Origin of the sequence: Oligoflexus tunisiensis (assembly GCF_001748245.1) — a bacterium.
In the GTDB taxonomy this organism is placed as follows: Bacteria; Bdellovibrionota_B; Oligoflexia; order Oligoflexales; family Oligoflexaceae; genus Oligoflexus; species Oligoflexus tunisiensis.
In genome coordinates this window covers 1,671,078-1,684,550 of record NZ_BDFO01000001.1, presented here as the reverse complement: position 1 = coordinate 1,684,550, position 13,473 = coordinate 1,671,078, and the positions used below count along the sequence as shown (strand labels likewise).

Below are 13,473 nucleotides of genomic sequence, written 5' to 3'. Positions count from 1 at the left end.
GGGCTTTCGATCGAATTGGCAGACATCCCTTGGAGCGTCGTTTTCGCATATGGATCCACAAGGCCCCAGCCTCGCAGCTAAAGAATCGTGGTGGCACTACGAAGGATCGGTGCATTTTATCGTGCGCGCGCAGCCCTTTCGTCTGCTGATTCGCGCCCGTGGACGCCGCATTTCCCACCGCGAACTGATCGCGGAACTTGATTACCTCGAACATGATTTCATCTTTTCACCAGCGGATTTGAGTGAACTCTTTCCGGTGGGCGCACCCCTGAATATTCAACTGAGCGCTGTCGGACCTGAGGCCGGTTTTGTCGTGGCCACGGGTGAGGTGCTGCACCGCAATCTGCAGGGTCACAGCCTGCAGCTGCATGTCGGCTTCAAACGTGTCGATGAAGAACTCGAAGACCTTTTGGCTGAGCTGGGTGCCAACGGTGGCCGTTCCATGGGTGCCTTGCACTAGGTGCCTGGCCGAAAATCCCTTCCGGAATGTGTATGTAATAAAGTTCCAAGATCTTGATGCCTCTGCTGCAAGCTGCTATGGATGTTACTCAGTTTTTCAGTCAAATTAACGCGACGAGTGGGCCCGTGAAGAAGAAAAGCAAAGCCGTGCACCCTGAAGCCAACTATGAGAGTCTGCTCCGAATCTTCACGGTTCCTGAGAGCGAGAACAGTACGCTCGGCAAAATTGAAAAGCAGATCTCCGAAAACCTGATCGGCTTTCTCAAGGAGCATATTGTTTCGCGCGTGATCGCTCCCAACGAGCTGGAGCGTAACTTTTTGGATTCGCAGATTCCGGAAGACCCTACGTTTGTGTCGGAACAGGCGGATTTTCTGCTGAAAAACGTGGTGGCCGAATCGGTGCACGTCGCCTCACCGCGCTTCATCGGCCACATGACCTCGGCCCTGCCCTATTTCATGCTGCCGCTCTCGAAGATGATGATCGCCTTGAATCAAAACCTCGTCAAAATTGAAACCTCCAAGGCTTTCACCCCGCTCGAGCGTCAGGTGCTCGGCATGCTGCACCGCCTCATTTACAATCGGAATGCCTCGTTTTACGAGGAACATATTCAATATTCGGGCAGTGCCCTGGGTGCTTTCTGTTCCGATGGGACGATCGCCAATCTTACCGCGCTGTGGGTGGCCATCAATCGCCTGTTCCAGCCGCAGCAGGATTTTGCCGGCATCGGCGAAGAGGGTCTGTTCGCCGCCATGCAGCACTACGAATATCAGGGTGCCGCCATCCTTGTGTCACGGCGTGGCCATTACTCCTTGAAAAAAGCCGCCAACCTTTTGGGGATTGGCCGCCGCAATCTGATTTCGATTCCAACCGATGCGAACAATAAAATCATCGTATCGGAACTTTTGGAAACGATCCAGCGTTGCAAAAAGCAGCGGATCGCCATCGTTGCCGTCGTGGGCATTGCCGGCACGACCGAGACCGGCAGCGTCGATCCTTTGAATGAGCTGGCTGACATCTGCGAAGCCCATGATATTCACTTTCACGTGGATGCCGCCTGGGGTGGTCCGACGCTCTTTTCCAGGAAGTACAAGCACCTGCTCAAGGGCATTGAACGGGCGGATTCCGTCACCTTCGATGCGCATAAGCAGCTCTATGTGCCGATGGGGGCTGGCATGGCCCTTTTCAAGGATCATAAATCTCTGACTCTGGTGGCTCACTATGCGGAGTATATCATCCGCAAGGGTTCACGCGATCTGGGGCGCATGACGATCGAAGGATCGCGGCCGGGCATGGCCATGCTTGTGCACTCGGGACTGCGCATCATGGGACGCAAGGGTTATGAGCTTCTGATCGACGGCGGCATTGAAAAGGCGCGGACCTTCGCCAATATGATCAACGCCACCGAAGATTTTGAGTTGATCTCGGAACCTGAACTCAATCTTTTGACCTATCGTTTTGTTCCCGCTGATGTACGCCGTTTCATGGCTACCTGTTCGCGGGAGGAACTCTTTAATATCAACGCGCACCTCAATCGTCTGACCATTACCATCCAGAAAGAGCAGCGCGATCGGGGCGCGTCCTTTGTTTCGCGGACCGCACTGGAGCCGTCCCGCTATCATGGACAGCTGATCAACGTCTTCCGTGTGGTCCTGGCCAATCCCTTGACACAGGTGCAGCACTTGGAGGAAATTCTGGCTGAACAGCGTGAGATCGCGAGACGGCTGCTGTCGGGGGAACTGGCCCTCGACTACTCGGAACAGGACGAAGGCGAACCCCGCAAAGTCCTCATCCAGACTTCATGAGGCGCGGTCTCCCGCCAAACTTTGCGGAAGGGATGGACTTCATGACCCAACTGTCAGCTTCCCTGGTAAATCGGATCGAAGTGTTTACCGTTAAGCTGGAAGGCCGGAAGGTATGGAGTGCATGGTATTCATGGAACGCAGCAAGGCTCTACTGCTGATTGCCGACGACGAGGAGATGAACAAGACCATCCTCGCCCGTCGTTTGCGCAAAGAAGGGTTCGTGACGATCGATGTCGCGGACGGATCACAAGCTGTTGAAAAAATTCGTGAATTATCCAAAAACGGCCGTCCCGATCTGGTCCTGATGGACATCAACATGCCCATCATGGATGGCATCGAAGCCACCCGCATTCTGAAATCCGAGTTCGAAGATCTGCCCATCATCGCCGTCACCGCCTGCATGACCCCGTCAACCGATTATAGACGCTTTGGGTTTAATGAACTCTGCACGAAACCCATCGATTGGAATGAACTCCTCGCCAAGATCGACAAACATTTGAGTCGGAAATCCGATTGACTATCGTGTAAACAAAGAGTCAAGAGGGAAGACGCGGGCAGCCGACCGCACAAGCCCTAACCTTGTTGATGCGACAGTTTATAGGAGACTCAACATTCATGTCATACCAAAGGCGCTATGCATTGGTTCGTCCTCTGCCCCGATCGTTTTCCTTCGCTCTGCAGCAATCGCCAGCCCCCATTGATGTCGACCGCGCGCATGTCCAGCACGAGCGCTATACCGAGGTTCTGCGTTCGCTCGTCGGTCAGCTGATTGTGGTGCCCGCGGATGAACGTTATCCGGACTCCTGTTTTATCGAGGACACCGCGATCCTGGTGGAATCCACGGCGGTGATCGCCCGCATCGGCGCTGACAGCCGGCGTGGGGAAAGTTCGGCGGTGTATTCTGTCTTACACAAACTGCAGCAGATCGAACCTTCGCTGCGCCTGCACAGACTGACGGAACCGGCCACCCTGGATGGCGGTGATGTTCTGCAGATGGGTGGAAAGATATTTGTCGGACTTTCCAAGCGTACCAACAAGGAAGCGGTGGCACAGCTTGAGGCGCTCTTTCCAGGTCGCGTGGTGGCCCTGCCTGTGGCGGCGGGTCTGCACCTGAAATCCGTGCTGTCGGCGCTTGATGATGCGACGCTGCTCGTTGCGGATCAGCCGGCGGCTCATGAGATGGCAGCCCCCATCCTCGCTGCCCTGCCGGGCGCCTCCGCGATTCATGTGCCGGATGCGGCTGCAGCCAATGTGGTGCGCGTGGGGGATGCGGTTTTGATTCAGGATGGTTTTCCCGCGAGTGAAACAATACTGATGGATGCGGCCCGCGTTCGTTCGCTGACCGTACATAAGCTGGATATGAGTGAGCTGATCAAAGCGGATGGCGCCTTGACCTGCTGCAGTCTGTTGCTTGCGTAGGTTTTCAGGCCAGCTTCCGCTTCAAAACTCCGGCACTGAAAAATGACAATTCTGTGGGCGTGACACCGGACAGACCGGAGCCACGCCCCTTGCGATTTTGATGTAAAGATCCCGAATGTGCGGATAGTTCTGCAAAAGCGTGAGGGTTTGCAATTCCACCAACTCCTCGCTGTCAATCATGATGCTTTTATTTCGTTGGTCACGCAGCCAGCGTTCTCCCGCAGCGCAGTCCTGCTGATGCACCGCAGCAAGCAGGGCTTTGACAGTAAGGAATTGCTGCGATGTGAGTTGGTTCTGCGCCTGACAGAGTTGATAAAAGGCGCCTTTTTCAAGGGGATCGGCAGCTTCTGGAATAAGCGGCGGCAAGGGTTTGCCGGGCTTGGGATCGGGTGGTGGATTCACATTCACACCGGCGATGCCTTCATTGGAACTCTGCCCTGCCGCAAAGAATCGTTTGTCTTCTTCTTTCGTCGTGCGACAGCAGATCAGAACGATGCTCGTGAGCAAGCTTACTACAAAACGCATGCATCAACCCCTTTGATAAACGAAAACCCTATTTTTACAACATATCTGGACGGTCAGTCAGTATCTTGTTTTTGAATTTCGTGTGAAGTTTATTTTTTTCCTGCCGACATCTGCCCTCATGAAAATAAAACCTGCATAATAGGAAAAAGTCATTCATGGGAGTCAGGATTATGTTGTCCGAGATGAAGCGGCGCTACCGCTTCTGTATGTTGGGTTTGGTGTTGCTCGTGGATCAGGTTCAGGCAGCACAGTGGGGTGTCATTGCTTCAACGTATGATACTCTCCGCGAGTTTTCTGTTGTTTCGGAGGCCAGCATCACCGAAACCTTGCAGGAAGCGATTCAAACCTGTCGCAAGAAAAGACCAGGTCAGGACTGTTTTGCCGTCGCTGCGGTTCAGGACGGTTGTCTCGCCTGGGCCGTGGATCGCCGGGGTCACTATGGTTGGGCCCAGCTTCCCGGTGTTCGTCACAGCGCTGAAGCCCTCGCGGCCATGGAGCGCCAGGCTGTTGAACAATGCCTCCAGGATCCGGCCGCTGGACGCTGCCGCGTCGTCAGCACTCTCTGCACCGAAGACCGCGACCTATAAGCCACTGCGAAATTTTCCGGAAAAAACCCGCAGAGTTTCAAGGATATCATCACGATTGTTGTGCGCGTGCGGCGACAGTCGAAGCCCCTGACCACGTCGGGCGTGACTGATTTTATTCTTCTGCAGGGCGTGACTGATCGCCTCCACATCTCCCAGGACTGTGCGTGCTCCCGCTGTGACATTGATCAGCGGCGTCGTCAGCCTGGGGCCGTTAGGTCGCGCCACCTGATAACCGAGATCGCTGAGACCATCCGCGAGCATCTGGCTCAACTCCAGACTCTTTTGCATCAGACGCGCGGGACCCAAACCACGAATCAGACGTGCGGATGTCCCCAAGGCCAGAATTTCAAGCACCGGTCGCGAGCCGGATTCATAACGTCGGGCATCCTTGCCGTTCTCCAGGGTTTGAGCTCCCACATTATGCGGTCTCAATTCCCTCGCTCGTTCCGGTTTGATGCAAAGATAAGCCGCGCCCGCCAGTGACGTCATCCATTTATGCGAACCACCCATCAGCGCATCGATGCCCATATTGCGAAAGGAAAAGGGTCGTGCTCCGATTGCCTGGATGCCATCGACCACGATCCAAAGATCGCGATCTTTTTTTAGCGCAACCAGAGGTTCCAAATCGGTCAGAGCTCCGGTTTGAAATTGTACCCACGACACCGCGATGACCCGCGTGCGTTCGGTGACCTGGCTCAGAAGGCGTTCGACGGGTGTCCCGAGATCTGGCGCTGATGCCGCCAGTACGAGCTGCGCTCCTGAACGCTGGCAGGCTTCCTGCCAGGGATAAAGATGCGAACCGTTTTCCTGGTCCCACATCAAAACTTCCTGCCCTGGTTTGAGATCGATTTGAAAGGCCACCTGACTCACGGCCGCTGAGGTGCAGGAGAAAAATGCAAGCGATCCCGACTCAGCATCCAAAAACTGCGCGAGATCCTGTCGCGATTCCTCGATCGCTTCCAGACCCGCCTCATGGCAGAACATGCCCTCACGGCGATAGCGTTCCGCCCAATGATGCACGATGGCTTCCGCCTTGATATTGATGGGCGAAAGGCCCGCATTGTTCAAGTGAATGAGACCCGGCTTGCTGGCAAAGTACGTGCGAAAATCCTTGTCCATGGGCTGTGATCCTTGTAATTGAAAACCGGATGATCGTGGCCAACTTCGAAGCCATGCAAGGCGCAGGATCAGACCTGTGCCAGGCTTTGCTTCCGTCCATTTCCGTTGGCCCAGCGTACCCATGCTCCTCGGAATGGAGTCCTGCCCGCCTTGGGTCATCCCGGGGAACTCTGGGTATGTCGCAGCCAAGGTTCCATGGACAGGGTGCTCCAGGGAGCCCAGGAACATTGGGCGACGGCGGATCCGAATTCGGATGTCGAGTCAGGCTGCATGCCATTCGCCAGGCTCCACGGCAGGATTACACCCAATTCAGTTTTTCATAAACTCCCGCCGCTGAAAAGCCTGGGATCACCCTGGGCTTTATGCTAGATCAGAAAGTTCGAGAAACTCTGAAGGAGACGTGAAACATGCGATTTGGACTCCGCATCCTGACCCTGCTGATCGCTCTTTCGCCAGGCCTGATCCAGGCTGCCAGTCCGGCAAAGCCGGCGGCGAAAGCGGACAACATTCTGCCCTTTGCTGTGACGGAAAAAACCCTGCCCAACGGTTTGAAGGTCATCGTCGTGCCGACCGGTTTTCCCAATCTGATCTCGCTGCAAATTCCTGTGCAAACAGGCTCGCGCAATGAAGTCGAGGAAGGCAAAACGGGCTTTGCTCACTTCTTTGAACACATGATGTTCCGGGGAACGAAAACCACACCACCGGAAGTGTATCAGGGTTATCTGACAAAAATGGGCGCGCGACAGAACGCTTATACCACGAATGATTACACCAATTACCATACGACCTTTTCCAAGGATGATCTGGAATTGATGCTGAAGATTGAAGCGGATCGTTTCCAGAATCTGGCATATCCGGAGTCCGCCTTCAAAACCGAAGCGCGCGCGGTGCTCGGCGAGTACAACAAGAACAGCGCGAATCCCATGTCCAAGCTCTATGAAGTGACCAAGGACAAGGCGTTCACGACCCACACCTACAAGCATACGACGATGGGCTTTATCAAGGACATCGAGGATATGCCCAATCAATATGCCTATTCCAAGGTCTTTTTCGACCGCTGGTATCGTCCCGAGAAAACCGCCATCATCGTGGCGGGTGATGTGGAGCCGGCCCGGGTGGTGAAGCTCGTGGAAAAATACTGGAGCAACTGGAAGCCGGGTTCCTATAAGGTGAACATTCCCAAGGAACCGCCCAGCAAGGGACCCGTTTATGTTCACGTCCCCTGGAACAGTCCCACTCTTCCCCTGATCTCCGTCGCCTTTCACGGGCCGGCCTTCTCCACGACGGATCGCGATTATGCGGCTCTGGATCTTTTCTTTGATGTGGCCTTCGGTGAAACGTCGGACATATATAAGCAGCTCGTGATCGACGAGCAGAAGGTCACGCGTCTTGCGGCCATGTCATCGAGTTCGCAGGATCCCGATCTCTTCACCGTGAGCGCCATGGTCAAGGATCCCAAGGATGTGCCCTATGTCCGTGATGCGATCCTGAAGGTTTATGCCAGGTCTCTGGCCGAGCCGGTCAGCGCGGAGCGTTTGAACGAAGTGCGCTCCAACATTCGCTATGGCTTTGCCCGGCGCCTCGACAACACCGAAAGCATCGCGGCAACATTGGCTTCGTTTGTGCGCTATGAACGCAAATACGATACGCTGAATCAATACTTTGTCGCGAGTTCGAAGGTCACCCCGGCTGACGTTCAGAAGGCCGCTCAGAAATATTTCACCGACAAAAATCTTGTGGTCTCAACGCTGTCGCATGAAACCCTGCCGAAGACGACGGGTCAATTGCCTCTCCTCGCTTCGATGAAACCAGCTCCTCTCCCCCGGGCGAACATTCCGGTGATCGCGCAGAAGAATAAAATTCCTCTTTTGAACATCAAGCTGCAATTCAAAGTGGGCTCGGCCCAGGATCCGGCAGGCAAGGAAGGCCTCGCGTATCTCGCCGCTTCGATGATCTCCGAGGCTGGTTCGCAGCGTTATCACTATGATGAATTGCAAAAGGCTCTCTTCCCGATGGCCGCCGGTTTTGGCAACCTCACCGACAAGGAGGTGACCACCTTCACCATTCAAACGCACAAGGATCATGCGCAGAAGGTCATCGGTCTTCTAGCCCCCAGTCTTTTGACGCCTGGTTTCCGTGACGAGGACTTTCAGCGTTTGAAGTCGGTGCAGCTGAATAACCTGAAAAACAGCCTGCGGAATAACAATGAGGAGGAGCTCGGCAAGGAGCGTCTGCAGGAGTGGATTTTTGCCGGCACACCCTATGGCCATCCGGTGATCGGGACCGTGGCGGGATTGGAAAGCATCACGCTGGATGATGTGAAGAAATTCGTGAAAAAAGCCTATACGCGCAGCAATCTGACCATCGGTGTGAACGGTGATATCGCCGAGGATACGCTGAACCTTCTGAAGACGGAACTCAGCCAGTTGCCGGCCGACCCGGCTCTGCCTCCCGCGAAAAACATTGCGGGTCAGAAGCCCAAGGGATTGGAAGTCAACATCATCGAGAAGGGCACCCGTGCCACAGCGATTTCCTTTGGCACACCGATCGAAGTCACCCGTTCCCACCCCGATTTCGCTGCGCTCTGGCTGGCCCGCTCGTGGCTCGGGGAGCATCGCAGTTCCATGTCGCATCTTTACGAGCGTATTCGCGAAGTCCGCGGTATGAACTACGGTGACTATGCCTACATCGAAGCCTTCCCCGGCGGCATGTATTCCTTCTTCCCCAGCCCCAACATCGTGCGTCAGGCCCAGCTTTTTGAGGTCTGGATCCGTCCGGTGCAGCCGGAGAATGCGCATCATGCTCTGCGCATTGCGCTTTATGAGCTGGATAAACTGGTGAAGAATGGTCTGACTCAGGAGGATTTTGAAAAGACCCGTGAATACCTGATGAAGAACGTCTTTGTGATGACCGCCACCCAGGACCAGCAGATCGGCTATGCGCTTGATTCCGCCTGGTACGGCATAGGGGAATACACGAGCCACATGCGCGACCGCCTGAGCAGGCTGACGCTTGATGACGTGAACAAAGCCATTCGGAAGCACTTCTCTGCCCAGAATTTGCGCATCGTCATGATTACTCAGGATGCCGAAGGCCTGAAAAAACTCCTCGCGTCCGACGCGGTTTCCACCGTGAAATACGATGGCGAAAAGCCCAAGGAACTCCTGGACGAGGACAAGCGGATCGGCTCCCTGAAGCTGAACATCCCAGAGTCCGCCATCACCATTACCAAAGTGGATGATGTCTTCAAGGACGCAGCTCCGCTCCGGGCCAGCGCTTCATCGGATACGCATCACTGAAAAAAGTTCTTGCAAGGTGGAGGGAATTCAGGCAAATCTACAACTTCCTGAGGGGGTTTAGCTCAGTTGGTAGAGCGTTAGATTTGCATTCTAAAGGTCAGCGGTTCGATCCCGCTAACCTCCACCAGGGAAGACAAAAAGGGCAGGGTCGCGAAACCCGGCCCTTTTTGCTTTCATTTGTGAGATCAAGTACGCCGGCTTGCCCCTGAAATTGACTCGTTGCTGCCAGGAATTTCAAGTTGCTGTTGAACGTTTAGAGGACTTTATCCTTTCACCCCATGGCATCAATAAAAATTATGGAAACTGACTCGGTCAGCTAATTAAATCCTCTGCCTTTATTACTTTTGTTACGATTTGCCGGGAATATTCGTTCTCCAAAACCCCGCTCGAGGATATCAGGACAAGATTAATACTTTTTTTACTTTTACTTTCCTGCCGATAGACCTGGATCTTGCTCAGCAGACTATCGGCGTAGCTCTTGCTTATCACAAAAGTTTTGTCATAGTATTTGATTTCACAGAGAGTCGTCATCCCATCACTACGATCCAAAAGCAAATCAATCTGAGCCCCTTTATCCGGCTCTTCCCGATTGAGTGCAATGGCGTTCGGTTTAGACTTCGTGCCTGAATCTATGTCATTCGGATCTTGACCCACTTTCCAATTGGCCTCCTGGACTTTCTTTCGTAACTTCTGTTGGGTCTAAAACGCTGCCTATATCGACCGACTCGAATGAACAAGGCTGAAAAACATTCAATTAGGCGCTTCTTTCCTGCGGCGAAAAGAATTGGCAATTGGTCACGGATGCTTATCAAGCAATTCTTGAAATTGACGCGAAACGGTTCGCACGTGGTTCGTTCTTTTTTTTAATATAGCGCTTTTTTCGGAAGCTTTTTTCGGCTAAAGGCAAGTTTGATTCAATTTCATTCGAAAATATTCTACCCAAAGTTATCAAAAGCATTTGCGCGAATATCTCTTGTTTTACTGACGACTCACATCGTCCATGGAAAGTCTCTATTTCCGTAACCCGCTTCAAAGTTTTGAAAAGATCCTCTATGTCCCATCGTTTTGCGTACAGATCCATCAGCCGATCTGGCGAATAGGCGTCCTTGTCCAGCAAAGTTGTCACCAAATAATATAGATTTCCTTTGATTCTGTATTTTACAAGACGGAGACGAATGCGATCCAACTGCCTTAATCTCAGTCTGGCCTTTACACGTCTCGTGTATCGTGAGCTATCCGGCTTTATGTCAATTTCATTGTCCATCGTGCGACGCTCAATAAGCTTCTGGAGTCGACCCATGTTCCCTTTACTTTTTATTCTAAAAACAGCATGAATGCCTCGCGCTATGTGCTCTTTTGCCAAGTCGTAACTGAAATAACCTCGGTCATAGACGACCACGTCTCCTGCCTTTAGATAATCGAGATGCAGAGGAACACATATGCGCTCACTCATGAGTGGCTCAAGCTGGAAATCGTATGGGATCTTTGATGCGAGATCAAACAAGCAACTTAATAATCCTTGTGGATAATGGCACGACTTATTCGACGGCATGTACCCATTCTCTTTGAGTTCTACTGGGAGATTGATTTTACTGGCATCAATCGCAAATATGCGGTGTCCAAGCCACTTATTGCTTTCGCCGCGGCCCTGCATGTATGCTTCAATAATTTCACAATGGATATCTCGAAAGACTTTGGGGTTTAATTTGGATCGCGCTTCAGAAAAGGATGAAGCTGATATTGGCTTTGAAGAGCGGAGTCTGGGAATAGCGAACTGCACTGCAGGCCAAAGTGAAGAAATGCTCGAGCTATAGCCTTGCCTAGAAAATGATATGCGAAGAAGAATTAGAATGAGAAGAAAAGAATCAACCTTGCGTTTTCTTACTATCCACTCTTTGTCATACCGGGATGCAATCTTTCGGACGATAGCGGAAATACTATTCCAGAGCCTTGCGAATTGATCATCGTCCATGATTAGAATTCTCCAACTTGTGATAATAGAGTCACTTGAAGGAGTCTATCCCATCATTTTATCAACTTTAATAGGAGGTTATATTCATAACCGAATGCCATTGCGATTGAGTGTGGGCGACGCCCCGAAATCAATCATGCACATAGGTTCAAAAGCCTCAGTCTGTAGTTTTTGAACTTCTTAAACCCGTAAGCTCTTCTCTGACAAAGCTTTGCCTTTCTGTTAAATCCTTCCACCCGACCATTGCTCATGCCGTTATAGCGGTGGTAGTTCAGAATCTCATCCCACCAATCCAAAATCACTTTTCTCAGTTCGAGCACATCCTTGTTTTTCGAGTACCCCATGCGGTCACAGATCCTGCCAAGGGCCTTTTTAGCCCGCTTGTATCCGCGAATTTTGTAAAATCTTCGCATGGCCTCCTTGAATTCGTATATTTCCTTGAGTGCCGGATGAAAGCCAAGCCATTGCCATACGACCCGCTTTTCGTACCATTCGAGATCTTCCAAATTTCGAAGAAGGAGCTTTCGCATCGGATGCGATCTTTTATCTCCCGTGATTCGTTTACGGAGTCGATTTACTTTCTTCGTGAATAGTCTTTGAACGTGGAATCGATCCGCGATCAAATCAGCATTGGGAAACCACGTCCTGGCAAGATCTCGATAGGTGGGAGAAAGATCCAGGGTGACCTGTTTTACGTTCTGGCATCCTTGCAGCTTTCTCAGGCCCTCTTCAACCTCCGTTTTCGAACGGCCCTCCATAAGATCATAGACGCGCCTGTTCCTGTGATCGACAAGCATCGTCGCATAAATGGTGGCTTTGAAACGTGGCTTTCGTATCGAATGTTCATCAATGCCGATCGCAGAAGGCAAGGGGTATTGCCGTTTTCTTTGATTAAGTTCGAGCTGACCATAGGTTGCCCTGTAAACTGTATCCGCAGAGCACCTGTAAGTTTTTTGCACTGACTTCAGGTCTGAATAAAGCTCTGCAGCGCGGCAAACACTGGCCTGAAATCTATGAGTTGTACGCCTGCCTTTGCCAATTCCCTGCACCGGCTCCATAAATGGTTTTCTGCAAGCCTTGCAGAAAAATCGCCGCTTTCGAATCACCAGAAAAACGCTCTTCGAGCGAAGTGGCTCATCCTTAATGGTCACGTTTCTATGATCATAAATCCTGTCAGCCTTCGATGCACATTTCGGACAGACTTCAAATTCTGAGGTCTTTATGCACGTCATGGTGATGGTATTGCCTGAGGCATGCTTGACTTCAGTAATTTGCAGTTCAGGAAGGGCAATGATCCGTGCTAGGTTGTCCATAGACATAGGGTAAATCCCTGATTTGGTTGACGTTGTGGTAAACCAAACCTAATCAGAGAAGCCCTATGTTCCTATTTTCATTTTCTAAACGATGACCCACACTCAACCGAGAAGACCCCTTTATCCTTCTCCAGTTTTGCAACTTTTTTCTGCCAAACCGCAGCCTCAACAGAGATTTTTTGCAGCCCCAAAGCAGCTTTGACCTGCTTGAGATGCTGGAACACGACATTTTCGAAAGCAAAGCCTGACCAGCTCTCATAAGCCTGCGTGGATTTCTGCAACAGAAAGTGATCGTGATCATCCGCCAGTACCCCTTTGCCAGCGCCTTCAATCCAGCGAAGGTGAAACAGCAGGAACTCATCGATGACGCGATAGTAGGTCGTCTTCTTTTTACCCTCCACGAACGGGATCTGACTGATAAACCCACACTGTTCCAGATCCTGCAGCCAAAGATCCACACGCCCGCCGGTACTGATATCCAACTTCTCGAGCAATTCTTTGCGAGTAAGGCCGCGACGTTTCTCTGCCAGGGCTCGAATGATCGCTTCGTGTTGGCTGTGTTCAGAAAAAAGAGCCTTAAACATAACATCAAACTCATTGCGCAAAGCGCCATGGCCAAAGCAAAGTCGAGATATTGCCTGTGTGGGCGATTCCTCGGATCGCAAAAGACTCAAATAATAGGGTACACCGCCAAACGCGAGAAAGAGTTCGGTCACCTGGGGAAAGGCGTAGTTTAGACCGCGGTCTTGCAGAAACTCTCGCACCTCACTGAGATTGAAAGGCTGCAGGGAAATGGTCTGGCTCAACCGATTGTGAAGTCCTCCCTTGGCCTGCACTATATGTTTGATCATCCATTATGTGGCACTGCCGCATACGACGAGTTTGACCTCAGGAATCAGACTCAATTCGGTATTCCAGATGTGATCCAGGGCGTCGAGCAGTTTGGATTTGCGCGTATATAGCCATGGCAATTCATC

General features: G+C 52.0%; 12 protein-coding genes and 1 tRNA gene. 7 read left to right on the top strand and 6 right to left on the bottom strand.

What is annotated here, in order from left to right; genetic code table 11:
- Positions 1-49 precede the first annotated feature (49 nt).
- From OLTU_RS07295 to OLTU_RS07280, 4 genes are all read left to right on the top strand, one after another.
- On the top strand, positions 50-460 hold the full coding sequence (locus OLTU_RS07295; protein WP_141732095.1) for a hypothetical protein: 411 nt from the start codon (positions 50-52) through the stop codon (positions 458-460).
- A gap of 125 nt (positions 461-585) precedes the next feature.
- Complete coding sequence (gene panP, locus OLTU_RS07290) at positions 586-2,262, top strand: pyridoxal-dependent aspartate 1-decarboxylase PanP (protein ID WP_218109894.1); 1,677 nt, start codon at positions 586-588, stop codon at positions 2,260-2,262.
- 121 nt (positions 2,263-2,383) lie between these two features.
- Positions 2,384-2,779, top strand: a complete 396-nt coding sequence (locus tag OLTU_RS07285) for a response regulator (protein WP_245676815.1) — start codon at positions 2,384-2,386, stop codon at positions 2,777-2,779.
- Between the two features lie 98 nt (positions 2,780-2,877).
- Positions 2,878-3,681 (top strand): dimethylarginine dimethylaminohydrolase family protein, encoded by an 804-nt coding sequence (locus OLTU_RS07280; RefSeq protein ID WP_176736410.1) that lies wholly within the window; start codon positions 2,878-2,880, stop codon positions 3,679-3,681.
- A gap of 21 nt (positions 3,682-3,702) precedes the next feature.
- On the opposite strand, the gene OLTU_RS07275 is transcribed toward OLTU_RS07280, so the two are convergent.
- A complete protein-coding gene (locus tag OLTU_RS07275; RefSeq protein ID WP_141732091.1) occupies positions 3,703-4,206 on the bottom strand; it encodes a hypothetical protein in 504 nt (167 codons plus the stop codon).
- Positions 4,207-4,376: 170 nt separating this feature from the next.
- Here OLTU_RS07275 and OLTU_RS07270 point away from each other — a divergent pair, with 170 nt between their 5' ends.
- On the top strand, positions 4,377-4,793 hold the full coding sequence (locus tag OLTU_RS07270; protein ID WP_176736409.1) for a DUF4189 domain-containing protein: 417 nt from the start codon (positions 4,377-4,379) through the stop codon (positions 4,791-4,793).
- On the opposite strand, the gene OLTU_RS07265 is transcribed toward OLTU_RS07270, so the two are convergent.
- Positions 4,788-5,912, bottom strand: a complete 1,125-nt coding sequence (locus OLTU_RS07265) for an aminotransferase class V-fold PLP-dependent enzyme (RefSeq protein WP_176736408.1) — start codon at positions 5,910-5,912, stop codon at positions 4,788-4,790. The two genes, OLTU_RS07270 and OLTU_RS07265, sit on opposite strands and share 6 nt — an antisense overlap.
- Before the next feature lie 407 nt (positions 5,913-6,319).
- Between OLTU_RS07265 and OLTU_RS07260 the strand changes: the two genes are divergently transcribed.
- Positions 6,320-9,211: a M16 family metallopeptidase gene (locus OLTU_RS07260; RefSeq protein WP_141732088.1), complete on the top strand. Its 2,892-nt coding sequence runs from the start codon at positions 6,320-6,322 to the stop codon at positions 9,209-9,211.
- A gap of 51 nt (positions 9,212-9,262) precedes the next feature.
- Positions 9,263-9,338 (top strand) — tRNA-Ala (locus OLTU_RS07255).
- Between the two features lie 185 nt (positions 9,339-9,523).
- Here the strand turns inward: OLTU_RS07255 and OLTU_RS07250 are convergent.
- The 4 genes from OLTU_RS07250 to OLTU_RS07235 all read right to left on the bottom strand — a co-directional run bounded on the left by OLTU_RS07250 (position 9,524) and on the right by OLTU_RS07235 (position 13,101).
- Positions 9,524-9,865, bottom strand: coding sequence for an ATPase (locus tag OLTU_RS07250; RefSeq protein ID WP_141732087.1), 342 nt, complete (start codon positions 9,863-9,865; stop codon positions 9,524-9,526).
- Between the two features lie 154 nt (positions 9,866-10,019).
- Positions 10,020-11,183 (bottom strand): IS4 family transposase, encoded by a 1,164-nt coding sequence (locus tag OLTU_RS07245; RefSeq protein WP_141730814.1) that lies wholly within the window; start codon positions 11,181-11,183, stop codon positions 10,020-10,022.
- A 134-nt stretch (positions 11,184-11,317) separates the two neighbouring features.
- Positions 11,318-12,502: an ISL3 family transposase gene (locus OLTU_RS07240; RefSeq protein ID WP_141732086.1), complete on the bottom strand. Its 1,185-nt coding sequence runs from the start codon at positions 12,500-12,502 to the stop codon at positions 11,318-11,320.
- A 71-nt stretch (positions 12,503-12,573) separates the two neighbouring features.
- Positions 12,574-13,101: a helix-turn-helix domain-containing protein gene (locus OLTU_RS07235; protein ID WP_218109893.1), complete on the bottom strand. Its 528-nt coding sequence runs from the start codon at positions 13,099-13,101 to the stop codon at positions 12,574-12,576.
- Between the last annotated feature and the right edge of the window lie 372 nt (positions 13,102-13,473).

What these genes read in the sequence shown, in the direction of transcription:
- OLTU_RS07245 (WP_141730814.1), bottom strand. Translation starts at nt 11,183, where the DNA reads ATGGACGATGATCAATTCGCAAGGCTCTGGAATAGTATTTCCGCTATC.
- OLTU_RS07270 (WP_176736409.1), top strand. Translation starts at nt 4,377, where the DNA reads ATGTTGTCCGAGATGAAGCGGCGCTACCGCTTCTGTATGTTGGGTTTG.
- OLTU_RS07275 (WP_141732091.1), bottom strand. Translation starts at nt 4,206, where the DNA reads ATGCGTTTTGTAGTAAGCTTGCTCACGAGCATCGTTCTGATCTGCTGT.
- OLTU_RS07260 (WP_141732088.1), top strand. Translation starts at nt 6,320, where the DNA reads ATGCGATTTGGACTCCGCATCCTGACCCTGCTGATCGCTCTTTCGCCA.
- OLTU_RS07285 (WP_245676815.1), top strand. Translation starts at nt 2,384, where the DNA reads ATGGTATTCATGGAACGCAGCAAGGCTCTACTGCTGATTGCCGACGAC.
- OLTU_RS07280 (WP_176736410.1), top strand. Translation starts at nt 2,878, where the DNA reads ATGTCATACCAAAGGCGCTATGCATTGGTTCGTCCTCTGCCCCGATCG.
- OLTU_RS07240 (WP_141732086.1), bottom strand. Translation starts at nt 12,502, where the DNA reads ATGTCTATGGACAACCTAGCACGGATCATTGCCCTTCCTGAACTGCAA.
- OLTU_RS07295 (WP_141732095.1), top strand. Translation starts at nt 50, where the DNA reads ATGGATCCACAAGGCCCCAGCCTCGCAGCTAAAGAATCGTGGTGGCAC.
- OLTU_RS07265 (WP_176736408.1), bottom strand. Translation starts at nt 5,912, where the DNA reads ATGGACAAGGATTTTCGCACGTACTTTGCCAGCAAGCCGGGTCTCATT.